Origin of the sequence: Agrobacterium sp. RAC06, assembly GCF_001713475.1 — a bacterium.
Lineage (GTDB): Bacteria > Pseudomonadota > Alphaproteobacteria > Rhizobiales > Rhizobiaceae > Allorhizobium.
Map to the genome: position 1 here is coordinate 3,911,923 of NZ_CP016499.1, position 24,448 is coordinate 3,936,370.

The following is a 24,448-nucleotide window of genomic DNA, read 5'->3' on the forward strand; positions in this document are numbered from 1 at the left end:
TTGGGATGCTGCTGCTTTCAGGATCAAGGTACACCGGGCGCGAAGAGCGAGCTCCAGTTGCGAATGAACTCTTCCCGGGTCGCCCGATCCTGGGCGGCAAGCAGGGCCGGGCCAACGCGGATCGGTCTGCCAATGCCGGATTCAATCAGCGAGATCGGACCGTCGACGCCCGGGGGCAGGGGGGCATTTTCCGCAAAGTAGAAGGCTTTCTCCCGCGCCACCTTCTGGCCGCGCTCGGAAACCAGATAGTCGACGAAGCGGGCGGCGAGATCCGGCTGGGGCGACTGGGTCGGTATCATTGCGCCGCGGGTCAGGATCAGCGTGTAGTCGCGAGGGACGACCACGCGCATGTCATTGTTGCGCAGATAGCGTGCATAGGCATAGGAGCCGAGGATATTGTAGGCGATCTTCAGCCTGCCTTCCTCGATCAGATCGAGCACTTCCTTGTTGCAGCAGCTGGTCACCACCTGGGCGCGGCTAAAGCTTTCGAGAAGGCGGCCATAGCTCGTCGGTGCCTGCTGGGCATCGTGGAAGGCGAGGAGATAGCCGACGCCTGACAGCTGAACATTGTAGGTGCCGATCCGGGTCCAGTATTCGTCCGGTTTGCGGCGCAAGAGTTCGGCGATCTCGACATGTGAGCGCGGCACGTCCTCCGGTGGCACCTGGGAGGCGTCATAGACGATGACGGCGGGCTCGAAGGCAAAGCCGAAGATTTCGTCGCGCCAGTTGGCCCAGGCCGATACACGCTCTGTTTCCTCCGACTGGTGGGACCTGGCGCAGCCATCGTTGGCGAGCTTGACGAGATGGTCGACCGACGAGGAAATCCAGAGGTCGCCGTGACTCGTTTGCTGCCGACAGGCCAGTTCTGCCTCGCGGAAGAGATCGTTGCTGACATAGTCGTTGAATTCGACGGTCACATCGCGCGCCGTTTCCTGGAAGTCCCGGATCAGCGGCGCAATGACGTCGGCGTCTGTCACCCCGTTGATCACAAGTCTTGTCCGCTCCTGTCCAGGTGCGGGGAAGACAGAGCGCTCCCCCTCAAGAGCGAGAGCCGAGGTCGAAGCCAGGGCCGCCGTGACAAAGCCCGACACCACGGCGTGGAACATCGTCGACAGGTTCATGCGCTTGGCCTCGCATCGATCAGGGGGAGTTCAAGGAAGGTGGTGAAGCCTGTCCCGGGCGTCCGTTCGCGGAAGGCCAGCGCACCGTTCAGCGTTGTGGCCACCTCAGAGGCGATGGCGAAGCCGAGGCCGGAACTGCCTTCGCCTGACTTTGACGAGACGAAGCGTCGGGTAACTTGCGTCCAGTCCTGTGCTGGGATGCCCGGGCCATCGTCTTCCACCTCGACCAGAACGAAATCGCCGCGCCGGATCACCCGCACCGCAAGGCTCGACACCACACCATGGCGCAGCGAATTGTCGATGACGTTGACGATCGCTTCGCGCAGGCTCAAGCCATCGCCGAGCACCATCAGCGGCTCCGGCGGCGCCTCGAAGGAGACGACGATGTCAGGGTCGATGGTGATCGGAACGGCGGCGCGGAAGGCCTTGCGCGCGACATCGACGACGTCTATCGGCGAGAGTTGCACGGAATCGAACCGGTGGATGACCATGGCATGGTTGAGCAATTGCGTGGTGAACCGCGCAAGCTCCGATGCCCGGTTCTTCACCCGGTCGAGGTGACGGCGGTCATTCTCCGAAAGCGCTTCTTCGTTGATCAGGCTGACCTGGGCCGATAATGCCGTAAGTGGCGTGCGGATCTGATGGGCGCTGTCGGCGATGAAGCGCTGCAACAGCTGCAACCGGTCATCCAGTCGGCCCATGAAGTGGTTGATGGACTCCACGAAGGGGGCGAGCTCGCGAGGCACGTCGACGGCGAGCGGTGTTAGGTCCTGGCTGTCGCGGCGGCGAAGCGTGTCGCCGAGTACATCGAGCGGTCGCAGCGAGTAACGCACCGCAAGGATGGTTCCCCCGAGCGCAAGTAGGCTCATGACCCCGACCAGCGCCAGGGCACGCGTGGTCAATTCCGTTGTCAATTGCTGTCTCGCCTCTGTGGTCTGGGCGATGAGAACATTTGCCCAACCACCGATCGAGGGATCTGCAATCGCGCGGCTTGCGGCCACCATGCGCACCGGCTGATCGCGGAAGCGTGACGTCTGGAACAAGGCCTCGGTACGGGCATTGGCGATGTCGACCGGAAACTCCAGGTCTTCGTAGCCGGTGAGTGTCGAGGCGTCGGGTGCCATGACGCGGTAGAAGATCTTGTCCCTCGGTGCGAGGCCGAGCAGTTCGAAAGCGCTCGGCGGCAGGTTGACCGTGATGCGGCCTTCTTCGACCACCAGACCGTCAAGGATTTGGATTGCGGCACCCTGCAGGAGCCGATCATAGGCTTCGTCGGCAGCTGCACGGGCATAAAGCCACGCCGCTGTCATCAGCATCGCTGCGCCCCCCGCGAGCACCACGGCGACGCGGATGACGAGGCGTGCAAACAGTGAACGCCTAGTCCTCTGCATCGGACACCAATTGATACCCCACGCCACGCACGGTCACGATGCGTGCCCTGGCCCCTTCGAGCTTCTTTCTCAGACGTCCGACATAGAGCTCGATGGCATTTGGACCTGCCGGTTCGTCGAAGCCGAAGAGCTGGTCGAGCAATTGATCCTTGCTGAAGACGCGTCCCGGGCGGCTCGCAAGGATTTCGAGCAGGGTCATTTCGCGGCGCTTCAGCTGAACCTCGCGGTTGCCGACCTTGACCGTCCGCTGGGTGCGGTCGAGCAGCACATCGCCGCAGGCGATCACGTTGGTCGCCTCTCCGCCGGCATGTCGCCGCAGCAGCACACGGGCGCGGGCTTCCAGTTCGCGGAAGTCGAAGGGCTTTACCAGGTAATCGTCCGCGCCAAGATCGAGTGCGCCGACGCGATCGTCGATTTCCGAGCGGGCCGTCAACACGAGGACAGGCACGGTCGAGCCCTGGTCACGCATTCGCTTCAGAATTGAGAACCCATCCATGCCCGGCAACATGACATCCAGGATCACCAGATCATATTCGGTAAAATCGAGGATCTCGGAGGCCGCACGGCCGTTCGTCTCCCAATCGACCGTGTGGCCGATGGTTTCAAAGCGGCGAGAGATGGCCTCTCCGACGTCAAGCGTGTCTTCCACGAGCAGAATGCGCATGGCAGGACGCTCGCATGTCTGACTGCTGCGATCAAGGTGAGCCAGCACTTCCGTCGACCTTCGGGAAGCGAACTGAGTACGTTCCCATTCGGCTGCTCGGCCCTCGTCTCAGGCCTGTGCGTCCATGGATGCCATCGCGTCTGCAGACGGCGATTTCCTGGCTTCGATCAGCGATGCCATGATCGCAGTCCGAAGCGCGTAGGTATTTGCGGTAGTCTTCTTGTGGTCCAGTCTCTGCGCCGCGACGACCAGATTTGCGCCGTGCTGCATGACGATCTGTTGAGCCCGGACCATCGCCCAGGTCTCGATATCGGTCTGTTCCCTCATGTCCGCATCCCCAGCTAAGTCATTTAGCTCGTGAGGCTTTTTCGAATCAGCCTCATGTTCGGGGATATTCGATTATCTCGATTGGTTAAATCAGCAATCCAAAAAAGGTCATGAATAACGGAGCAAGACGGTTGCTTCCTCGGAAACTGGTTGCGTAGCAGCTTTCAAGCTTCCTTAAGACGGTTGTGTTTTGGTTGAGAAGCATAATTCAGGAGCCGCGATGACCTGCCAGGGTTGCAAAAATGGGACCGCCTTCGAGTCGCGATTTTCGATGGCATTTCAGCCGATCATCGACACCCGGCGTCGTGAAGTTTTCGCGCATGAGGCACTCGTTCGTGGCCTTGATGGCAGCGGTGCCGTATCGGTGCTCTCGCTGGTCGATCCCGACAATCGTTACGCTTTCGACCAGCAATGTCGGGTACGCGCCATCGAATTGGCCGCGAGCCTTTTTCCTCGGGACCGGATGCCGCATCTGTCGATCAATTTCATGCCGAATGCCGTGTACGAGCCGCGTGCCTGCATTCGCCAGACGCTCGAGACCGCGCGGCGGACGGATTTTCCGCTCGACCGCATCATTTTCGAGTTCACCGAGGTTGAGAAACTCGACACGGCGCATCTGCTCAATATCCTGAGAAGCTATCGCGAGATCGGCTTCAAGACGGCGATCGATGATTTTGGTGCCGGTTATTCCGGCCTCAACCTTCTGACCCGATTCCAGCCCGATCTGGTGAAGCTCGACATGGATCTTATCCGCGGCATCGACACCGATAGCGTGAAGCAGATTGTTGTCAGCCGTACGCTCGACATGCTGCGCGAACTTGGCGTTACCGCCGTCTGTGAGGGGGTGGAGACTGCGGGCGAACTTCAGATGTTGACGGATCTCGGCGTGGATCTGATCCAGGGCTATTATATCGCTCGGCCGACCTTCGAGGGCCTCAGCCCCGTTCCGGCTGCGCTCGCGGCCTGAGCGTTCTCGCCCCAAATACCAAAAGGGCCGCCCTCTGGAGCGGCCCTTCCTCGTTCATAGATCTTCGAAAGCTCAGAAGTCCATGCCGCCTGCCGGCATCGCCGGGGCTGCCTCCTTCTTCGGCTTTTCGGCGATCATCGCCTCCGTGGTGATCAGGAGGCCGGCAACGGAGGCTGCATCCCGCAGCGCGGTACGGACCACCTTGGCCGGGTCGATGACGCCTTGGGCGAAGAGGTCGCCATAGTCGCCGGTCTGGGCATTTCAGTCGTAGGCGAAGTCGGGCTTCTCACGCAGCTTGCCGACGATGATTTCTGGCGGACCAATTTGGATGGCGACCTGCATTCCGTGCGCTTCAGCCACAAGCGGCTGATCGGGCCGAACGAATGGCGCAAGGTGGACGGAGAATTCGACCTCCACTGAGGATCCCGGATCCACTGGGACGGCGGGAACAAGGCAGGCCGGTTGGCGTTGGTCCGGGTCGGACACCCCACCCTCAAGGATGCCAGCATGCCTCTTCCCGTTTCGACCTACCGCTTGCAGTTTCGCGGCGGCATGGATTTCGACCGCGCCATCGGGCTCGTGCCCTATCTGAAGCGTCTCGGCATCACCCATCTCTACGCGTCGCCCGTGTTTGCCGCGACCGATGGATCGACACACGGCTATGACGTCACGAATGCCAATGTCATCGATCCCGTGCTTGGCGGTCGTGAGGGGTTCGAACGTCTGGCTGCCGCGTTGAAGGCCGAAGGTCTCGGCCTGATCCTCGACATCGTGCCAAACCATATGGCGGCCAGTCTCGAAAACGCCTGGTGGCGCAGCGTCATCGAATGGGGCGAGGCAAGTAATTATGGGCACTATTTCGACATCGACTGGAGCCAGCGGCTGACGCTTCCGTTTCTCGGCAAGCCTTTCCAGCAGGCGGTGGTGGATGAAGAGGTCTCGCTCGCGCTCGATGCTGACCAAGGGGTGCTTGCACTCGCCTATTTTGACAGTCTCTACCCGCTGAACCCATCGACCTATCCGGCCGCTCTCGCCAATTGTGAGCATCCGATGGCCGCGCCGCTCTCGGATCTCGGGCGCAAGGCAAAAGCCGGTGAGGAGGCCGAATTCCATCAAGCCGTCGTTTCGCTTTGCCGCGAGCATGGCTGCGATGGGCTGCTTGAGGAGCTCCAGGTGAAGGCTGAGGAGCGAGAGTTTCTGCTCTTTCTCCACGACCTTCAGCCCTTTCGCCTGATGCATTGGACGGAAGCCGCCAAGGGCCTCAGCTATCGGCGTTTCTTCGAAATCGCCGGTCTTGTCGGACTGCGTGTTGAGGCCCTGGATGTCTTTGAGGCTGCCCATCGGACGGTGCTGGATCTGGTGCAATCCGGTCAGGTCGACGGCTTGCGCATCGACCATGTCGATGGTCTCGCAGACCCCGGCCGCTATTTGCAGGAACTGCGCGACGCCGTGGGACACGGTATTCCGATCTATGTCGAGAAGATCCTGGCCCGGGGAGAGGATCTGCCAAAGAGTTGGCCCGTGCAAGGTTCGACCGGCTACGAGTTCATCGCGGCCCAGGTGCCGGTTCTGCTCGATTCTGCGGGCTTCCTAGCCATGCGTCAGGCCTATGCCGCGATCGCGGGGCCACAGACGCCTGTTGCGGACAAGATGCGCGAGGCGAAGCTTCGGATGATCCGGGTGAACTTCGCCGGCGAGGTAAAGGCCCTGGTCGGGCAGGGCGCCGATCTGCTCGGGCTCGACGAGGAGACGATGAGCCGCGCCCTGGAAGAGCTTCTTCTCGCCTTCCCACGCTATCGGACTTATGCGGCCCAGGGAGACATGAGCGCCGAAGATCGGCAACTCGTTGATCAGGTGCTGAGCAAAGCAAAAGCGCGGCTGGACGAGACGGCGGCCGATGCGGCCTGGTCCATCGCCGATCTCCTGAAGGGCGAAGGGCGGTTTGAAGGTGGGGGCGTCGGATCCGATCTCTTCCGTCGCCGCTTCCAGCAGTTAACCGGGCCGCTGATGGCAAAGTCGCTCGAGGACACGCTGTTCTTCCGCCATGTCGAGTTCCTGGCCTTGAACGAGGTCGGCGGAGAACTGGAGCCGGAAGAGGGCGGACTCGAACACTTTCATGCCGAGATGCAGCGGCGTGCGCAGACGCAGCCATCGGGGCTTTCCGCCTCATCGACCCATGACACCAAGCGCGGCGAGGATGCCCGCGCGCGTCTCTTTGCGCTTGCCGAGGATGCGCCCCGCTTTGCAGGCCTGATCGACGGCTGGCGCAAGGCGCATCGGGGTGCCGTCGCAGAGGTCGATGGCAAGCCTGCGCCCGAAGCCGAGGTCGAGTGGATGATCTTCCAGGCATTGATCGGCCACTGGCCGGTCGATCTCACGGCGGACGACCGGGAAGGGATCGCCGATTTCGCCGAGCGTGTCTCGGCCTTCGTGGAGAAATCCCTGCGCGAGGCAAAGCTCAGGACTAATTGGAACGCGGTGAACGAAGCCTATGAGACTGCCGTGAAGGACTATGTCCGGACGCTGCTTCTCGACAGTCCTCAATTCATCAACGAGTTCGTGCGCGACATCCAGCCGCTGATCTGGGCGGGTCTGATCAATGGCCTCACCCAGACCGTGATCAAACTGACCGCGCCGGGCGTTCCCGACATCTATCAGGGAAGCGAAGCGCTCGATTTCAGTTTCGTCGATCCCGACAATCGGCGTCCGCCACATTTCGAAACCCTGTCCGCTTTCGATCCCACGGCGCCGATTTCCTTTGGCGACCCACGCGCACTGGCCGAGGGGTGGCTGAAACAAGCGGTCGTCGGACGCGGTCTGTCGCTTCGCAACCGGTATCCCCAGTTGTTCCTGCAGGGGCGGTATCTGCCGTTGACGATCGCGGGCCCCCGCCAGTCGCAGGCCGTGGCGTTTGCGCGAGTGCATGACGGCGTCGCGGTGATCACCGTCGCCTGTCGTCTACCGGTCGCCATGCTTCAGCAGGGCGAGGGACTGTTATCGGAACAGTTCTGGGGGGATACCGTCGTGCAATTGCCTGAGGCGCTCGCAGGGCATGGCTGGACGGACGTCTTGTCTGATCGGCAGATTGTTGCCGCCGAAGGCATCCTGCTGCGGGAGCTGATGGAAGGGCAGACGATCGCGGTGCTGACCTCGGGAGCCGCCTGAGCGGCTCTCCCCTTCGAAACTTATCCCGAGCGGGGCGGATGCAACTATCCGTCTCGCCCGCGCGCGTCATTCATTTGCTCCGGAATGTCAGGCGACGGCGGGTCTCGCTCTCGGCAGGAAGCTCACCATTTGCTTTTGCGGGTTTGAACACTGCCGCATGCCCGCTTCATCTGCCGCCGCGATGAAGGCGCTGCGTGCCAGCTCGGTTGCACGAGTGCCCCGCAGTGCCTTGCGGCAAAGCCGCAAGGCGCGTTCATAAGCAGGGCCGCGTCTCGTCGGCCACTCCGCATCGAGAAAATCCAGCGCGTCATATGCATTGAGAAAACGGCGCGTCAGCCCACAGGGCAGTTCCAGTTCGACGGGCACGTTCCAGGTGAAATCGGCTTCAGTCATGCCTTCCTCCGTTTGGCGCCCCAGCAACTCGGAGGATGGTCAGGAAGTTCCCGCAGGACGGTCAAATAAAGATGTTATGATATTGATTTTTCTGTTGCAGATCGCGTCTGGGCTTCACGCTTCTCAAGCCATGCGGTTGTCTCGTCGCCGGCAAGCTGGCTCGCCTCAACGGCGTTTTTCCCGCCCAGCAGGGCGTGCATAAGACTGCCGCTGAAGGTGTCGCCGGCACCGATGGTGTCGCGAACGGTGACCCGGCGGCTCAGGAGCACCTGGGTCTCAATTTTTCCGTCAAAGACCGAGATTGCGGCCGGGCCGTCCGTCATCACGAGATGGGTGAGCCGCTCTGTCGCGAGCCTGCGTGCCATGACCCAGACTTCAGCAATTGGGGTGCCGGGCAGGTCTGCTTTCGAACCGACCATGATATCGGCGGGACGGACCTCGCCCTCGCGGAGCGGAAACTGCGAGATGACGAGGGGCGCGCGGTTCAGGGAGGTGAGGATGGCGTCTGGCAGTTTCGGCGCGTTGACGTAGAAGGCATCGGCCTTAATTGCGCGATCGAGCACAAAGGTGCGGGAGAGGCGTCGCTCGCTGGAAAGGATGGTCCGCTCGCCTGTGGGGTCGAGCATGATATCTGCGAAATCGGTTTGGCCGTCACGCCGCGCGATCAGCGTCGTGTCGAAGCCGGCTTCCTTCAATTCGGCAAGCGCTTCCTCCCCATGCGCATCGTCCATCAGGTTCGACAGCAGCGCCACGTCGTGTCCGAGATCGAGCAGCCTGCGAGCGGTGAAATATCCGCCGCCACCGAGGCGTGTCTCCCGCGATGACCAGGCAATCCGTCCACCGGCACGCAGTGGCTCAGTCAGTCGCCAGATGCGGTCATGGTTGATGTGGCCGATGACGACGATCCGTTTGCGGTGAGGACCGGTCATTCGGCTGCATCCTTCGGAACGGGCCGGCTGGTTTCGCGCAGGATCAGTTCCACCGGCCAGAGCTCCTTCACATCCGTTGCCTGGCATCCCGAAAGCATTTGCAGGAGGAGGTCCGTAATTCGACTTCCGGCGGCGCGGATCGATGAGCGGGTTGTCGAGAGAGAAGGGGCCATGTTCTCGGCGGTCAGATACGGAAAGACGTCGTCATGGGCGATGACAGAAATGTCCTGTCCAATGACAAGGTTTCTCGACCGGGCCGCGCGATAAACGCCGAGCGCCGTCATCATCGAACCGGCGACGAAGGCTGTAGGGCGCGGTCGCTGTTCGAGCGCGGAGCGGGCGAAGCGAAAACCGATCTCGTCCGTGAAGCTGCCATGGGTGACGAGCTGCGGATCATAGTCGATGCCGCGTTCGGCGAGGGCGGCTTTATAGCCAGCCAGTCTATCCAGCGTGAACGTCAGGCCCTCTCGACCATTCAGGAGCGCGATGCGCCTGTGGCCGAGGTCAAGCAGGTGTTCCGTGCTCCGCCTGACTGCGCCTTCGTTGTCGATGTCGAGCCAGGCATGCGGGACCTCGGTGGCGGAGCGGCCATGCACGATAAAGGGGAGCTTCAACTGGTGCAGAAGCGCGATGCGGGGATCCTTGGGGCGTGGCGAGTGGATCACGACGGCATCGACCCGACGGCTTTCGGCAAGTCGCCGGTAAAGCTGCAGCTCGTCGCCGGGCGCATGCTCCGCCATGGGCGTAATGAGGATGTCGATGTCCTCGCCACTCAGGCGATCAGCCATGCCGCTGAGGAATTCGGAGAACTGATAGTCACCAGCCTTGGTCATCACTACGCCGATGGCACCGGCGCGGCCGGTCGCAAGGCGCACGGCATTTATGTTCGGCCGATAGCCGAGGCGGGCTGCCTCTTCCATCACCCGTGCGCGTGTCGCCTCGTTGACTTCCGGATAACCGCTCAAGGCGCGACTCACGGTCGTCGGTGACAGGCCGATCTCTTTGGCAAATTCCTTGAGCTTCATCCGTGTCGTTCACACCGTTACGGCAAGATCGCCGTTTGTACGCTTATGTCATGCGATCCTGCATACTGACAATTCTTGCAAGGCAATGTAAAAGCGCTTCCAAAATTCAGCAATCGGAGCGCTGAGCTTCCCCCACGCGTTCTGGCACAAATTGCTCGAAGATACTCATAAATCTCTTTTGACACCGGGCCAAGCGCCTGCAAAAATCGTCGACCAAACCGCTTTCAAATATTCCTGATGCTGCCCTAGTTTTGTTCCGATTCCTTCTTACGTCTGACGGAACGATGGGCCTCGTTGAGGCTTTTCTGAAGGCCGGTTGGCTGGCTCTAACCAAGGAGAATGCAGATGACGATCAGAACGGTTGTCTGGGGCGAAAACATTCATGAGCGGGAAAACGCCATCGTCCGGGAGATCTATCCCGATGGCATGCATGCGACGATTGCCGCCGCGCTGAATACGGATCCGGATATCGAGGCGACGACGGCGACGCTGCAGGAGCCTGAGCACGGGCTTTCCGTCGAGCGGCTGGCCGAGACCGATGTGCTCGTCTGGTGGGGCCACAAGGCGCATGGCGATGTCTCCGACGAGATCGTCGAGCGGGTCGCAAGCCGTGTCTGGGAAGGCATGGGCCTTCTCGTCCTGCATTCCGGTCATTTCGCCAAGCCCTTCAAGCGGCTGATGGGCACGCCCTGCGCGCTCAAATGGCGTGAGGCGGGCGAGCGCGAGCGGATCTGGACCGTCAATCCCGGCCATCCGATCGCAGCCGGCATCCCGGAAAACTTCGTGCTTGAAAACGAAGAGATGTATGGCGAGTTCTTCTCGGTGCCGGAGCCGCTGGAAACGGTCTTCATCTCCTGGTTCGCCGGCGGCGAGATCTTTCGCTCGGGTCTCACCTGGCGACGCGGTGCGGGCAATATCTTCTATTTCCGTCCGGGTCATGAGACCTATCCGACCTATCACGACGCGACCGTTCAGCAGGTGCTTCGCAACGGGGTGAAGTGGGCGTTTAATCCGATGCCGCGCTATGTGGCCGTGCATGATGCACCGAATGTCCCGGTCGAGCAGGCGCTGGAGCCGATTACCGAGCGCGGTCCGCGCCTGCATCAGGCCGGTGAGGAAGGCTACAAATGAGCACTGCCCCCATACGCCTGCTGATCCTCGGCACGGGTGGCATGGCCAATACCCATGCCATGAACTTCTCGATCATCACCGATGTGCAGCTTGTCGCGGCTGTTGATCTCGACATGGCGACGGTGCGCGCCTTTGCCGCCCGGCACAATATCCCCAACACGTTCACCTCGCTCGAAGAGGCGATTGCCTGGGGTGAGTTCGATGCCGTCACGAATGTCACGCCGGACAAGGTCCATTACCCGACGACGTTGAAGCTTCTCGCTGCCGGCAAACATGTCATGTGCGAAAAGCCCCTGGCGGAAAACTATGCCAAGGCCGACGAGATGGCGACGGCTGCGGAAATGTCCGGCCTCGTCAACATGGTCAACCTCACCTACCGGAATGTCGCCCAGGTGCAGAAGGCACGACAGATGGTCATCGGTGGCGAGATCGGCAAGGTCCGCCACATCGAGGCCTCCTACCTGCAGAGCTGGCTCGTCTCCAAGGCCTGGGGTGACTGGTCGACAGAGAGCCAGTGGCTGTGGCGGCTTTCCACCAAGCACGGCTCGAATGGCGTGCTCGGAGATGTCGGCATCCATATCCTGGACTTTGCCGGCTATGGTGCGGCGACCGATATCGATCATGTCTTCGCGCGTCTGAAGACCTTCGAGAAGGCGCCCGGCAACAGGATCGGCGAATACGATCTCGACGCCAATGACAGCTTCACCATGACCGCCGAGTTTACCAACGGCGCGATGGGCGTGGTTCACGCCAGTCGCTGGGCGACAGGTCATCTCAACGAGTTGCGCCTTCGTGTCCATGGCGACAAGGGCGCGTTGGAGGTCATCCACCGCCTCGACGGGTCGAGTCTGAGGGCCTGCCTGCAGGAGGATGTCGAAAAGGCCGTCTGGCGGGAGATCGAGGTCGATCCGGTCGAGACAAACTATCAGAAGTTCATCACGGCGATCCGCTCAGGTTATGGGCAGGAGCCGAGCTTCCGGCATGCCGCAAACCTGCAGAAGATCCTCGATCTGGCGATGTTGACCGAGATCGAGCGGCGCGAGCTGGCGGTCTGAGCCGGTTTTGCTGAATCCATGTCGAAACGGAAAACGCCGCCCGAGGAGGTTCGGGCGGCGTTTCCATTCTGCGCGACCTTTCGGTCCCGCGGGAGCTCTTGATTGTCAGTAGGTAACGGTAACCGCCGACTTGTCCTTGGCGGACTTGACGGCAGCGTCGGCCAGCGCCAGAGCGATCAGGCCGTCTTCGGCCGAGGGCGCCATCGGCGTGCCGTTGTCGAGCGCGTCGATGAAGGCGGAGATTTCGGCTGCATAGGCCGCCGTGTAGCGGGTCATGAAGAAGTCGTGCAGCGGCGGGCGGGTATAACCGTCCTTGTTGGCGACTTCGATCGAGACCGGGCGCTGGTTTTCAGCCGAAACCGAGCCGAGCGAGCCGTGCACTTCGATGCGCTGGTCGTAGCCGTAGGATGCGCGGCGCGAGTTGGAGATGATCGCCTGGCGACCGCTCTTGGTCGTCAGGATCAGTGAGGCGCTGTCATAGTCGCCGAGTTCGCCGATGACAGGATCGACCAGAACCGAGGCCGAGGCCTGGACCGTTTCGATCTCTTCGCCGAGCAGGAAGCGGGCCATGTCGAAGTCATGGATAGTCATGTCGCGGAAGATGCCGCCGGAGACCTTGATGTATTCGGCAGGCGGTGCGCCCGGGTCGCGGCTGGTGATGGTGACCATCTCGACCTTGCCGATCGAGCCCTTGTCGATCTCCTTGCGGACGGCCTGGAAATGTGGGTCGAAGCGGCGGTTGAAGCCGAGCATGACCTTGCCGCCGACGGCGCGGACGGTCTCAAGGCAGGCCTTGGCGCGTGCGACATCCAGATCGATTGGCTTTTCGCAGAAGATCGCCTTGCCGGCCTTGGCGAAACGCTCGATCAGGTCGGCATGGGTGTTGGTCGGCGTGCAGATGATGACGGCGTCGATCTCCTTGTCGGCCTCGATCTCCTCGATCGTCTTTACCGCGCAGCCGGTCTGGGCCGCGATGGCGTTTGCGGCGTCGGCGAAGGCGTCGGCAACGGCGACCAGTTTCGCGCGCTTGTCTTCGGCGATTGCCTTGGCATGCACCTTGCCGATGCGGCCGGCGCCCAGAAGTGCCAGTCTCGTGACCATGTTCGTTTCCTCCCTATGCGCCTTGGTCCCTCGTCAAAGGGCGGCGATTGTGGTGTGCTCCTGACGGAGGCGCCTGATTGATGTTCCATTTCACGCTGGCCAAGGCCATGTTTTGGAATATATGTTCTATTTTGCTAGATCTTGATACGGTTTCTGTCAAGCGGGACAGTGTCACGGGGTAAGGGTAGGAAAACGAATGAACGAAATCGGCGGACCGCAGACGATCAAGGACTTTGAAGATCGGCTGCTGGAAGTTTCCGGCAGCCTGCCCAAGCGGCTCAAGCAATGCGCCGACTATGTCGCCGCCAACAAGGATCGCATTGCGGTCTCTACCGTCGCCGAGATGGCGGAAGGGGCGGGCGTGCAGCCTTCGGCCTTCATGCGCTTCTGCCAGATCATGGGCTTCACAGGCTTTTCAGAGATGCAGAAGCTGTTTCGCGAAAGCTTCGTCGGCGGCTGGCCGGATTATTCGACGCGCCTGCAGCACTTAAGGGAAAAAGCCGAGGGATCGCCCTCCGCCCTTCTCGCCGAATTTGTCGAGGCTGGGCGGCTTTCTCTCGAAAATCTCGTCAAAACCGTTGATCCGCAGGCAATGGAGGTGGCGGTCAGGCAGCTTTCCGAAGCGCGCATGATCCACATCATCGGTCTGCGCCGCTCCTTTCCGGTGGCAAGTTACATGGCCTATGCCTTCGAGAAGATGGGTGTACCGGCGATGCTGCACAGTGTGGTCGGTCGGCTCGACAACCATCATGCGATCCAGGCGGGTGATGCGCTGCTCGCCGTCACCTTTTCTCCCTATTCCGCCGAAACGCTTGAGCTGGTCGAGCAGGTGCGCGCGCGCGGCGTTCCGGTCATTGCGGTCACCGATACGGTGGTCAGTCCACTGCGCCGCATGGGGGCTACTCTGCTCTCCGTTTCGGAAGTCGACTTTGGTGCGTTCCGGTCGCTGTCGGCCACGCTCTGTCTGGCGATCACGCTTTCCGTCGCCGTCGGGACTGCGCGACAGGAAGCCTGAACGTTCGTATTGAAATTCTGAAAAATAGAATTTATAGTCCATTTTTAGACATGGCCGTTCCAAATCGTGGAATGGTTTCGAGGCGGGGCGCTAGATCCCGCATCACAGGGAGGACATCGCTTGGCTTCGCTCGATCTGATCACGATCGGTCGCTCGTCCGTGGACCTGTATGGGGCCCAGGTTGGCGGTCGGCTGGAGGACATGGCCTCCTTCAACAAATATATCGGTGGCTCGCCGACCAATATCGCGGCGGGCACGGCGCGGCTCGGCTTGAAGTCGGCACTGATCACCCGCGTCGGCGACGAGCATATGGGCCGCTTCATCCGCGAGCAGCTGGTGCGCGAGGGCGTCGATGTGCGCGGCGTGAAGACCGACAAGGAACGGCTGACCGCCTTGGTGCTGCTCGGCATCCGGGACGAACACCAGTTCCCGCTGATCTTCTACCGCGAAAACTGCGCCGACATGGCGCTGTCGGAAGAGGATATCGATCCGGATTTCATCGCCGAGGCGCGCTGCGTCTGTGCGACCGGCACGCATCTGTCGCATCCGCGCACGGAAGCTGCCGTGCTCAAGGCGCTGAAGATCGCCCGCGAAAAGGGCGGTCTGACGGCGCTTGACATCGACTACCGCCCGAACCTCTGGGGTCTTGCCGGCCATGGCGATGGCGAAAGCCGCTTTGTCGAGTCCGCTCAGGTCACCGCGAAGCTGCAGTCGACGCTGCATCTCTTCAATCTGATCGTCGGTACGGAAGAGGAGTTCCACATAGCCGGCGGCTCGACCGATACGATCGAGGCGCTGAAGGCGGTTCGCAAGGTCTCCTCCGCGACGCTGGTGTGCAAGCGCGGCCCGATGGGTGCCGTGGTCTTTGATGGCGCGATCCCTGATAGTCTCGATGCCGGCCAGACCGGCCAGGGTTTTCCGATCGAGGTGTTCAATGTGCTGGGCGCCGGTGACGGCTTCATGTCGGGGCTGCTCAAGGGCTGGCTCACCGGCCAGGATTGGCCGACCAGCCTAAAATTCGCCAATGCCTGCGGCGCGTTTGCCGTCTCGCGCCACGGCTGCACGCCGGCCTATCCGAGCTGGGATGAGCTGCAGTATTTCTTCCGCACTGGCATCCAGAACAAGGCGCTGCGCAAGGACGAGGCGCTGGAGCAGGTGCACTGGTCGACGAACCGCAAGAATGACTGGTCGACGATGCGGGTGTTTGCCTTCGATCATCGCATGCAGCTCGAAGCCATGGCCAAGGAATCAGGCGTTGCCGACGAGAAGATCGGTGCCTTCAAGAACCTCTGCCTCGATGCGGCGCTCTCTGTCTCCGGCGGCAATTCCGGTTACGGCCTGCTCTGTGACAGCCGTCTCGGTCGCGAGTCACTCTATCGCGCGGCTGGCACGGGTCTGTGGATCGGTCGTCCTGTCGAATGGCCGGGCTCGCGTCCGCTGACGCTGGAGCCGGAAATCGGCCCCGATTTCGGCGGCCTCGTCGAATGGCCGCTCGAACATGTGGTGAAGGTGCTCTGCTTCTATCACCCCGACGATAGCGCGGAGATGAAGGCCGAGCAGGAAAAGACCGTGCAGCGGCTCTTCCATGCGGCGCGCCGCAATCGGCTCGAATTCCTGCTGGAGGTCATCCCCTCCAAGGTCGGCGCCTGCGATGACGAAACGGTGGCCAAGATCATCGAGCGCTTCTACGAGATCGGCGTCTATCCCGACTGGTGGAAACTGGAGCCGATGAAGACCACGGCGTCCTGGGCGAATGCCTGCAACGCCATCGAACGCAACGACCCGAACACGCGCGGCATCGTGGTGCTCGGTCTTGATGCGCCGCAGGTGGAGCTTGAGGAGAGCTTCCAGCTTGCTGCCGGCTTCGATCTGGTCAAAGGTTTCGCCGTCGGCCGCACCATCTTTGGCGACGCTGCCCGCAAGTGGCTCGCCGGCAGCATCAATGACGCCCAGGCCGTGGAGGACATGGCGGCCCGTTACCAGAGCCTCTGCGCGATCTGGGATGCGGCACGCCAAAAGGCGGTTTCCGCCAAGGGAGGAAAAGCATGAAGACGATCCGGCTGACCGCCGCCCAGGCGATGATGCGCTACCTCGCCAACCAGATGAATGAGGATGGCGTTCCCTATATCGCCGGCATGTGGGCGATCTTCGGCCATGGCAATGTCGCCGGTCTCGGCGAAGCGCTTTACGGCATCCGCGACGAGCTGCCGACCTATCGCGGCCAGAACGAGCAGTCGATGGCGCATGCGGCGATCGCCTATGCCAAGCAGCTCGGCCGCCGTCGCGCCATGGCGGTGACGTCCTCCATCGGCCCCGGCGCGCTCAACATGGTGACGGCGGCGGCGCTCGCCCATGTCAACCGCCTGCCGGTGCTCTTCATCCCCGGCGATGTCTTTGCCAATCGCGGCCCCGATCCGGTTCTGCAGCAGATCGAGGACTTCGGCGACGGCACGATGTCGGCGAATGACTGCTTCCGCCCTGTCTCGCGCTATTTCGACCGGATCATGCGGCCGGAACAACTCCTGACCGCGCTGCCCCGCGCCATGCGTACGCTGACCGATCCCGCCGATTGCGGCCCTGTCACGCTTGCCTTCTGCCAGGATGTGCAGGCCGAGGCCTATGACTATCCCGAGAGCTTCTTTGCAAGCAAGACCTGGCGCTTCCGTCGTCCGGAGCCGGATGTGGTGGAATTCGAAGCGGCTGTTGCGGCGCTGAAGGCGGCGAAGAACCCTGTGATCGTCGCTGGTGGCGGCGTGCATTTTGCGGGGGCCACCGACACGCTGAAGGCCTTTGTCGAGAAGCACCAGATCCCCGTCGTCGAGACGCAGGCCGGCAAGTCGGCACTCGCCTGGGACCATGGTCTGAACTTCGGCCCTGTCGGTGTGACCGGTGCCGAAAGCGCCAATGTGGTCTCGGAAAAGGCGGATCTCGTCATCGGCGTCGGTACGCGCTTCCAGGATTTCACCACGGGGTCCTGGGCGCTGTTCAAGAACCCTGACCGTAAGATCCTGGCGCTCAACGTGCAGCCTTACGATAGCGCCAAGCATGATGCGATCCCGCTGGTGGCTGATGCGAAAATCGGCCTCGAAAAGCTCTCGGCAGCGCTCGGCGATCACACGTATGCCGCACCGGATGCCGGTCTCAAGGCCTCCTGGTTTGCCAAGGCGGATGCCGTGACGGCTGCGCCCAAGGACAGTAATTCGCTGCCGACCGACATGCAGGTGATCGGCGCCGTGCAGCGCGCCTCGCGAGACAATACGGTTGTCATGTGCGCCGCCGGCACCATGCCGGGGGAATTGCATCAGCTGTGGAAGTCGAAGCTGCCGCTCTCCTATCACATGGAATACGGCTTCTCCTGCATGGGCTACGAGATCGCCGGCGGTCTTGGCATCAAGATGGCCGAACCGGACCGCGACGTTATCGTCATGGTCGGCGACGGCTCCTACATGATGATGAATTCGGAGCTGGCAACCGCTGTCGGCATGGGCGTGAAGATCACGCTGGTGATCACCGACAACCGGGGCTACGGCTGCATCAACCGGCTGCAGATGGGCACCGGCGGCGCGCAGTTCAACAATCTTTATGCCCATACCAATGTCAGCCCGATCGGCATCGATTTCGCAGCCCATGCCGCGTCGATGGGGGCAAAGGCGCGCAAGGTGTCGTCGATATCAGAGCTGGAAACGGCACTCGATGCCGCCCGCGAGGCGACCGAGACCACTGTTATCGTCATCGATACCGATCCTTACCCAACCACCGGAGCCGGCGGCTATTGGTGGGATGTCGCGGTGCCGGAAGTCTCCGCCCGCGCCGAAGTCAAACAAGCCCGCGTTGCCTATGAAGCGGCTCTGAAGGAAAGAACCTGATCATGATCCTTTTCGGAACCAACCCGATCGCCTGGTCGAACGACGACGACCGTCGCCTCGGCGCCCATATCAGCCTCGAACAATGCCTGGACGAAACCGCCAAGATCGGTTTCGACGGCATCGAGAAAGGCCACAAGCTGCCGACCGATCCTGCGGGTCTCAAGTCGGTGCTGGAGCCGCGCGGCCTGAAATTCGTCTCCGGTTGGCATTCGCTGAACCTGCTGACCAACTCCATCGAGGAAGAAAAGGCCGCCATGCAGCCCTTCCTCGATGTGCTGAAGGCCATGGGCTGCAAGGTCATCATCGTCTGCGAAACCTCGAACGCCATCCATGGCGCCGATGATGCGGCACTTGCCGATCGTCCTGTCCTCTCCGATGCCGAATGGGCAAAGTTCGGTGCCGGCGTCGAGGCGCTGGCCGAATTTTCGGCGAGCCAGGGCATTTCGCTCGTCTACCACCACCACATGGGAACGGTCGTCGAGACCGAGGCCGAGATCGACAAGCTCATGGAGTTTACCGGCCCGCATGCCAAGCTGCTACTCGATACCGGCCATTGCACTTTCGGTGGCGGCAATCCGGAAGCGGTCGCGAAAAAATACATGCATCGCGTCGGCCATATCCACGCGAAGAATGTTCGTCCCGTCATCGCCGACCAGGTGCGTAACGAAAAACTCTCCTTCCTCGAAGGCGTGCGTCGCGGCGTGTTCACCGTGCCTGGCGACACCGAGGGCGGCGTGAATTTTACCCCGGTTCTGAAGATCGCCGCCGAGCATGGTTATGAAGGCTGGATCGTCATCGAGGCCGAGCAGGATCCGGATGTGCGCAATCCCTTCGAGTATCAGAGCCTCGGCCTGAAATCGCTCAAGGGCTTCGCCAAGGATGCCGGCCTGATCTGAATTGAACACGGGGCGGGGGTTTAATCTTCGCCCCTTGTTTTGACAGCAGGCGGATTTGGGCTCTATTGCATGCGACCCACTCACAAGACTGCCGGGAGCAAAGCCTTGAAGTTCCAGATCCTCGATCCGACTCATCCCTTCTTCAAGCCGCTTTATCGCCGCATCCTCTGCGTCGTGCTGCCGCTGGCCTGGTCCGGGGTGGAGTATTCGAACGGTGCGACCGGCTGGGCGATGGTCTTTATCGTGGCCGGGCTTTATGCCGGTTACGAACTGCTGTTCATGTATGATCACACGATGAAAAAGGCCGAAGCCAAGGCAGAGGCCGAGCGTGCCAGGATTGCAGCCGAAGCCGAACAGGCTGACGCCGACTGAGCGCCAAAATCAGGAGACGAGGAATGGCCGATCTGTTGCGCAAGCCTTCGGGCACATCCGGCAAAGTGCATGACATTACCCCCGCCAGTGCCGGCTGGGGCTATGTCGGCTTCGGGCTCTACCATCTGAAGGCGGGCGAAAGCGCTGCCGAGCAGACGGGTGAGACGGAGGTCATTCTCGTGCTCGTCGAAGGCAAGGCTGAGATCTCTGGTGGAGGCAAGGAGTTCGGTGAACTCGGCCAGCGCATGTCGGTGTTCGAGAAGACCCCGCCGCATTGTGTCTACGTGCCTGCCGGCAGCGATTGGTCGGCCAAGGCCACCACTGACTGCGTGCTCGCCATCTGCACGGCACCTGCCATGCCCGGCCGCGACGCACAGCAGATCGGGCCTGAGGGCATTTCGCTGGTCGATCGCGGCAAGGGCGCCAACACGCGACATATCTACCCGATCGCCATGGAAGATCGCGATGTGGCCGACAGCTTGCTGGTGACCGAAGTCTTCACGCCGTCCGGCAACTGGTCGTCCTATCCGCCGCATCGGCATGACGAGGACAACTTCCCGGAGATGACCTATCTCGAGGAGACCTATTACCACCGCCTCAACCCGGCTCAAGGCTTCGGTTTCCAGCGTGTCTTCACAGAGGACGGCTCGCTGGACGAAACCATGGCGGTGTCTGATGGTGATGTGGTGCTGGTGCCTAGGGGGCATCACCCCTGCGGCGTGCCGCATGGCTACGAGATGTATTATCTCAACGTCATGGCCGGCCCCTTGCGCAAATGGCGTTTCCAGAATCATCCTGACCACGACTGGATCTATCAGCGCGATAACGGCTGAATTCGTTTGAGGCGGTGCCTGGGCTGCCTTCACGAATATGTTTGCCGTGCCGGGAAAAATCCGGCCGTCCATCCGGTGCGTAGTGGTTTGCACAACGCCAATGATGGAGACGCCAATCATGCCGAAGCTCACTTTCGCCCTTGTCGGGCTCGCCATGAGCCTGCTGCCCACCGCTGGTCAGGCGGCGGACAAGTTCACGTTCGAGGACTACTTCGTCGGTCGCACGGAAGCGGTCGGTTCCTTCCGCGCCATCAATGGCGTCAAGCGGACTTTTACGGTGGATCTGACCGGAAACTGGGACGGCAAGACGCTGACGTTGCGCGAAGACTTCGTCTTCGACGACGGCACCAAGGACCGCAAGACCTGGCGCTTCACCAAGACCAGCCCCAACACCTATAGCGGCACCCGCGAGGACGTGATCGGCGAGACCAAGGTGAAGCTCAACGGGGCAGTCGCTCGGTTCAACTATCTCGTCTATCTGAGCCCGGAAACACAGGGCAATAAGGTGCGTTTCTGGGACAAGATGGTGCTGCGTGAGGACGGGACGGTGCTCAATACGGCGCTCGTCACCAAGTTCGGCATCCCGGTTGCCAAGACCACTGTCGAGTTCCGCAAGCCGGGCTCGTCGCACAAGACGGCGAGCCGCTAAGGGTCAGTCGTTTGGTGTCTCCAGCCAGCGGTTGATGCCTTCTGCCGCAGCAATCCCTGTCGCGAAACAGGCGGTCAGCAGATAGCCGCCCGTCGGCGCCTCCCAGTCGAGCATTTCGCCGGCAACGAAAGTGCCGGGGCGCGATGTCAGCATGAAGTGCGCGTCGATTGCGTTCAATGAGACGCCGCCTGCCGTCGAGATTGCCTCGGCAATCGGACGCGGGCGCTTGACGGCGAGCGGCAGGGCCTTGATGCATTTTGCCAGCTCGGTGAGGTCGAGCCGGTTGGCCTCAGGGGTGACCTCTCTGATCAGCGCGATCTTCACGCCGTCGAGATTGGCGGCCTTCTTCAGGCGGGTCGAGAAACTTGCCTTGCGGTCCTGAAGCGCGAAGTCCGTCGCTAGCTTCTCGGTCGTGCGCCCCGGCGTGAGATCGAGGATAAGCTCGCCATGGCCATCCCGGTCGAGCGCGTCCCTCAGCGCTGCCGCATGGGCATAGATCAGGCTGCCTTCGATGCCGCCCTTGCTGATGACGAATTCACCCTGTGTGGTACCGGCTGCCGAGGTGGCCTTCACCGATTTCACCGGTTGGCCAGAGAAGCGCGTGTTGAAGCTTTCCGAGAAATCGCAATCAAAACCGCAATTGGCCGGGCGGAGCTGTGTGATATCGACACCTTCTGCTTCCAGCAGTGGTACCCAGGCCGCATCTGAACCGAGCTTCGGCCAGCTCGCGCCACCAAGGGCGAGGAGTGTGGCGTCGGCGATCACGTGCTTCTGACCCTCTGGTCTCTCGAAAAGCAGGGCATCTCCGTCGAAACCCGTCCAGCGGTGACGGGTGAGGATGGTCACGCCCGTCGCTTCCAGTCGCTTCACCCAGGCGCGCAACAGGGGCGAGGCCTTCATCACTTTCGGGAAGACGCGGCCGGAAGAGCCGACGAAGGTTTCCGTGCCGAGATCGTCTGCCCAGACCCGGATGGCTTCCGGCGTCATCAGGTCGAGCACGGAGCGTAGCCGGTCATTCGCCGCACCATAGCGGGTGACGAAGCGCGCATAGTCTTCGGCATGGGTGATGTTCAGTCCTGATTTTCCGGCAAGCAGGAACTTGCGGCCGACCGTCGGCATGGCGTCGTAGACGGTGACGACATGGCCGTTGCCGGCGAGATGTTCCGCTGCCATCAGGCCCGCCGGGCCACCGCCGATGATCGCCACACTCTTCTTCATCCGTGATCAGTCCAGCTTGAAGGTCGAAAGGCGGGAGACCAGACCTTCGATCGTTGCGCTGTCGGCATTTGCGAAGGCGAAGCGCAGGTAGTCCTGGCAATCGTCGCCGAAATAGGCTCCGGGAATGCAGAGCACGCCGGCCTTCTTCGCCAGCCTTTCCGCCACATAAGCAGAGTCCTGGCCCGCAAAGGGATGGCGGATGAAGGCGAAATAGGCGCCGAGCGAGTCCATCTTCCAGACGGGAAGTTTGGCCATCACGCCCTTCAGCGTTTCGGCGCGCTTGAGGATTTCGAGGCGGTTGTCGTCGCGCCAGGCCTTGAGCGCCGGGATCGCCTTTGCGACGGCCGCCTGCGGTGCGCGCGGCGCGCAGATCTGCAGGTTGTCCATGACCTTGGCGATTTCCGAGACGGCACGCGCGCCGGCGGTGATCGCGCCAAGCCGATGGCCGGGAATGCAGAAGGATTTGGAGAAGGAGTAAAGGAGAATGAGGTTTTCTTCCCAGCCTTTGATCGAAAGCAGATCATGCGGGCGGCCTTCGCCGGGGAGGAAGTCGCGATAGGTCTCGTCGAGAATGAGGAAAGCACCGGCCTTGCGGCAGGCGTCGAAGGCCTGGCGCAGCAGGTCCGCCGGATAGATGGCGCCCGTCGGGTTGTTGGGCGACACCAGTGCCACGGCTTTGACGCCCTTCGCCAGGGCTGCCTCGATGCCTTCGATGGTGGGCACGAAGCCGGTGGCCGGATCGAGCGGAATGAGCTCGCGGCGAATGCCCATCATCGCCAGCGTGGTTTCCTGGTTGAAATAGAAGGGATCCGTCAGCGCCACCGCATCGCCGCTTCCCGCAATCGCTGAGACTGTTGCCATGAAGGCCTGGTTGCAGCCTGCCGTGATGTGGATGTTCTCGGCCGTAACCGGCGCGCCATAAACGGCCGAAACCTCTGCCGCATAGGCCTCGCGCAGCGGCGCTTCGCCTTCGATCGGGCCGTAGCCGGCATTCGCCCGGGCGGAAGCAGCTTCCGCAAGCCAGGCGAAAAGATCGGGATGCGGCGGATAGCCGGGCACGGCCTGGCTCAAGTCGATCATCGGGCCGCTAGCGCCATCATAGGCGCGTGCCCAGGCGAACACCGAGGGGACCGGCGGAGCCGAGAGATCTGCAACGAGCGGATTGAAGGGGGCGGCGGGCATGTCTCTGTCCTCGGTGATATCAGCTCTCTTCCGAAAGCACGGTAGTGGTGTTGGGGTTGCGTTTGCGGGTCGAGGGCAGGCCTCGTCCCGAAGGGCGGCTTGCGGGGCGCGGCTGGGCGGCGCGCTCGGTCTCGATCATGTCGAAGATCCAGTCGATGAAAACCTTGGCGATGGGGGCCGCGCGAACATCATTGCGAGCGGCGACATAGAAGGCGTCAGGTGCGGGCACTGCGAGATCGAAGGGGATGACGAGTTCGCCGGCGGCAATCAGGCTGGACGCCGTGATGCTGTCTCCCAGCGCCACGCCTTGGCCGAAACGGGCAGCCTCGGTCGATAGCCTCGCATCGCCCATGAAGTGTTCCCGCGCTTTTGGCATATCGAGTTGGTCGGCGGCGGCAAGCCAGCTTCGCCATTCGCGGCCGTCGTCACCATGCAGCAGCACATGGTCGCGCAGATCGCGGGTCGAGCGCAGCGGCCTTGTGTTGAGCAGCGTCGGGCTGACGACGGGGAAGAGCTCGAAGGTGCTCCAGAGCCTTGTCCAGCAATCCTTCCAGCCGCCCGCACCATAAAGGATCGCGATGTCGATGTCGGGGGAATAGATCAGGCTGGAATCATTGCTGGAGGTCAACGTAAGGCTGATCTCGGGATAGCGATCGACGAAGGAGCCGAGGCGGGGCACGAGCCAGAGCGAAAGCAGGGCCGGCACGCAGGAGATGCGCAGGCTGCCGCTGGTCGAAGGGCGGTTCATCAGCGCGGTCGCCGCCGCGATGCCGTCGAAGGCCTGAGTGACGGCCGGCAGCAACAGGGCGCCCTGCGGCGTCAGTTTCAATCGCTTGCCGCCGCGCTCAAAAAGAGCCGTCTTCAGCGTTTCTTCGAGGCTGCGGATCTGATGCGAGATGGCGCCATGTGTCACGCTCAGTTCCCGTGCTGCCGCCGAAATCGAGCCACGGCGGGCAGCCGCCTCGAAGGCACGCAGTGGGTTGAGCGGGGGCAGGCGGCTTGCCATGGCGGGTTCAGGATCCGTGAATTTTTCTCACATCGATTGCTATAACATCGTGAATTGATTTTCCAAGTCTGTTGCGGGTTAATGCTCACAATAAAGGCATGCCAAGATCGTGCCGCAAAAATGGACGATGAACTGCTCATCG

The 24,448-nt window shown here is 61.8% G+C and carries 22 protein-coding genes and 2 pseudogenes; 12 read left to right on the top strand and 12 right to left on the bottom strand.

Annotated features, from left to right (window positions below):
• Window positions 1-23: 23 nt before the first annotated feature.
• The 4 genes from BSY240_RS18545 to BSY240_RS18560 all read right to left on the bottom strand — a co-directional run bounded on the left by BSY240_RS18545 (window position 24) and on the right by BSY240_RS18560 (window position 3,503).
• Window positions 24-1,121 (bottom strand): ABC transporter substrate-binding protein, encoded by a 1,098-nt coding sequence (locus tag BSY240_RS18545; protein WP_054147894.1) that lies wholly within the window; start codon window positions 1,119-1,121, stop codon window positions 24-26.
• Window positions 1,118-2,512 carry a sensor histidine kinase gene (locus BSY240_RS18550; RefSeq protein ID WP_054147895.1) on the bottom strand — a complete coding sequence of 465 codons (1,395 nt, stop codon included), beginning with the start codon at window positions 2,510-2,512 and terminating at the stop codon, window positions 1,118-1,120. The genes BSY240_RS18545 and BSY240_RS18550 overlap by 4 nt, the downstream gene beginning before the upstream one ends.
• Window positions 2,499-3,176 (bottom strand): response regulator transcription factor, encoded by a 678-nt coding sequence (locus tag BSY240_RS18555; protein ID WP_054147896.1) that lies wholly within the window; start codon window positions 3,174-3,176, stop codon window positions 2,499-2,501. Before BSY240_RS18555 ends, BSY240_RS18550 begins: the two co-directional genes overlap by 14 nt.
• A 108-nt stretch (window positions 3,177-3,284) precedes the next feature.
• Window positions 3,285-3,503 (bottom strand): hypothetical protein, encoded by a 219-nt coding sequence (locus BSY240_RS18560; protein ID WP_069043295.1) that lies wholly within the window; start codon window positions 3,501-3,503, stop codon window positions 3,285-3,287.
• Window positions 3,504-3,774: 271 nt separating this feature from the next.
• On the opposite strand from BSY240_RS18560, the gene BSY240_RS18565 reads away from it, so the two are divergent.
• Window positions 3,775-4,470: an EAL domain-containing protein gene (locus BSY240_RS18565; protein ID WP_335622522.1), complete on the top strand. Its 696-nt coding sequence runs from the start codon at window positions 3,775-3,777 to the stop codon at window positions 4,468-4,470.
• Between the two features lie 72 nt (window positions 4,471-4,542).
• Here BSY240_RS18565 and groEL read toward each other — a convergent pair.
• Window positions 4,543-4,779 (bottom strand): annotated as a pseudogene (groEL, locus tag BSY240_RS23760) (chaperonin GroEL); the annotation flags it as partial.
• Here groEL and BSY240_RS18570 point away from each other — a divergent pair.
• Window positions 4,777-4,890: pseudogene (locus BSY240_RS18570) on the top strand (aspartate-semialdehyde dehydrogenase); the annotation flags it as partial. The pseudogenes groEL and BSY240_RS18570 sit on opposite strands and share 3 nt — an antisense overlap.
• Window positions 4,891-4,977: 87 nt before the next feature.
• Window positions 4,978-7,635: a malto-oligosyltrehalose synthase gene (gene treY, locus BSY240_RS18575; protein ID WP_069043296.1), complete on the top strand. Its 2,658-nt coding sequence runs from the start codon at window positions 4,978-4,980 to the stop codon at window positions 7,633-7,635.
• An 87-nt stretch (window positions 7,636-7,722) separates the two neighbouring features.
• On the opposite strand, the gene BSY240_RS18580 is transcribed toward treY, so the two are convergent.
• The 3 genes from BSY240_RS18580 to BSY240_RS18590 form a co-directional block, all read right to left on the bottom strand.
• A complete protein-coding gene (locus BSY240_RS18580) occupies window positions 7,723-8,028 on the bottom strand; it encodes a DUF982 domain-containing protein (RefSeq protein ID WP_054147901.1) in 306 nt (101 codons plus the stop codon).
• Window positions 8,029-8,102: 74 nt separating this feature from the next.
• Window positions 8,103-8,957 (bottom strand): PfkB family carbohydrate kinase, encoded by an 855-nt coding sequence (locus BSY240_RS18585; protein ID WP_069043297.1) that lies wholly within the window; start codon window positions 8,955-8,957, stop codon window positions 8,103-8,105.
• Entirely contained in the window at window positions 8,954-9,982 is a 1,029-nt protein-coding gene (locus BSY240_RS18590; protein WP_069043298.1) for a substrate-binding domain-containing protein, read from the bottom strand. The genes BSY240_RS18585 and BSY240_RS18590 overlap by 4 nt, the downstream gene beginning before the upstream one ends.
• Window positions 9,983-10,327: 345 nt before the next feature.
• Between BSY240_RS18590 and BSY240_RS18595 the strand changes: the two genes are divergently transcribed.
• Entirely contained in the window at window positions 10,328-11,113 is a 786-nt protein-coding gene (locus BSY240_RS18595; RefSeq protein ID WP_069043299.1) for a ThuA domain-containing protein, read from the top strand.
• The gene (locus BSY240_RS18600) at window positions 11,110-12,168 is read left to right on the top strand and encodes a Gfo/Idh/MocA family protein (protein WP_171901595.1); all 1,059 of its coding nucleotides are present in this window, start codon (window positions 11,110-11,112) and stop codon (window positions 12,166-12,168) included. The genes BSY240_RS18595 and BSY240_RS18600 overlap by 4 nt, the downstream gene beginning before the upstream one ends.
• A gap of 105 nt (window positions 12,169-12,273) precedes the next feature.
• Here the strand turns inward: BSY240_RS18600 and iolG are convergent, their stop codons facing one another.
• Complete coding sequence (gene iolG / locus BSY240_RS18605; protein ID WP_069043300.1) at window positions 12,274-13,269, bottom strand: inositol 2-dehydrogenase; 996 nt, start codon at window positions 13,267-13,269, stop codon at window positions 12,274-12,276.
• A gap of 196 nt (window positions 13,270-13,465) precedes the next feature.
• Between iolG and BSY240_RS18610 the strand changes: the two genes are divergently transcribed.
• The 7 genes from BSY240_RS18610 to BSY240_RS18640 all read left to right on the top strand — a co-directional run bounded on the left by BSY240_RS18610 (window position 13,466) and on the right by BSY240_RS18640 (window position 20,900).
• The gene (locus tag BSY240_RS18610) at window positions 13,466-14,284 is read left to right on the top strand and encodes a MurR/RpiR family transcriptional regulator (RefSeq protein WP_054147906.1); all 819 of its coding nucleotides are present in this window, start codon (window positions 13,466-13,468) and stop codon (window positions 14,282-14,284) included.
• A 120-nt stretch (window positions 14,285-14,404) separates the two neighbouring features.
• Window positions 14,405-16,333: a bifunctional 5-dehydro-2-deoxygluconokinase/5-dehydro-2-deoxyphosphogluconate aldolase gene (locus BSY240_RS18615; protein ID WP_069043301.1), complete on the top strand. Its 1,929-nt coding sequence runs from the start codon at window positions 14,405-14,407 to the stop codon at window positions 16,331-16,333.
• Entirely contained in the window at window positions 16,330-18,150 is a 1,821-nt protein-coding gene (gene iolD / locus BSY240_RS18620) for a 3D-(3,5/4)-trihydroxycyclohexane-1,2-dione acylhydrolase (decyclizing) (RefSeq protein WP_069043302.1), read from the top strand. Before BSY240_RS18615 ends, iolD begins: the two co-directional genes overlap by 4 nt.
• Before the next feature lie 2 nt (window positions 18,151-18,152).
• Window positions 18,153-19,046 (top strand): myo-inosose-2 dehydratase, encoded by an 894-nt coding sequence (iolE, locus tag BSY240_RS18625; protein ID WP_069043303.1) that lies wholly within the window; start codon window positions 18,153-18,155, stop codon window positions 19,044-19,046.
• Between the two features lie 105 nt (window positions 19,047-19,151).
• Complete coding sequence (locus tag BSY240_RS18630; RefSeq protein WP_083229676.1) at window positions 19,152-19,418, top strand: hypothetical protein; 267 nt, start codon at window positions 19,152-19,154, stop codon at window positions 19,416-19,418.
• 23 nt (window positions 19,419-19,441) lie between these two features.
• Window positions 19,442-20,251 carry a 5-deoxy-glucuronate isomerase gene (gene iolB / locus BSY240_RS18635; protein ID WP_069043305.1) on the top strand — a complete coding sequence of 270 codons (810 nt, stop codon included), beginning with the start codon at window positions 19,442-19,444 and terminating at the stop codon, window positions 20,249-20,251.
• Between the two features lie 118 nt (window positions 20,252-20,369).
• A complete protein-coding gene (locus tag BSY240_RS18640; RefSeq protein ID WP_171901596.1) occupies window positions 20,370-20,900 on the top strand; it encodes a DUF3833 family protein in 531 nt (176 codons plus the stop codon).
• Window positions 20,901-20,903: 3 nt separating this feature from the next.
• On the opposite strand, the gene BSY240_RS18645 is transcribed toward BSY240_RS18640, so the two are convergent.
• The 3 genes from BSY240_RS18645 to BSY240_RS18655 are packed head-to-tail and all read right to left on the bottom strand — an operon-like array spanning window position 20,904 to window position 24,306.
• The gene (locus tag BSY240_RS18645) at window positions 20,904-22,118 is read right to left on the bottom strand and encodes a TIGR03862 family flavoprotein (protein ID WP_069043307.1); all 1,215 of its coding nucleotides are present in this window, start codon (window positions 22,116-22,118) and stop codon (window positions 20,904-20,906) included.
• Between the two features lie 6 nt (window positions 22,119-22,124).
• Window positions 22,125-23,300 (bottom strand): aminotransferase, encoded by a 1,176-nt coding sequence (locus BSY240_RS18650; protein WP_069043308.1) that lies wholly within the window; start codon window positions 23,298-23,300, stop codon window positions 22,125-22,127.
• 19 nt (window positions 23,301-23,319) lie between these two features.
• Window positions 23,320-24,306: a LysR substrate-binding domain-containing protein gene (locus tag BSY240_RS18655; RefSeq protein WP_069043309.1), complete on the bottom strand. Its 987-nt coding sequence runs from the start codon at window positions 24,304-24,306 to the stop codon at window positions 23,320-23,322.
• Between the last annotated feature and the right edge of the window lie 142 nt (window positions 24,307-24,448).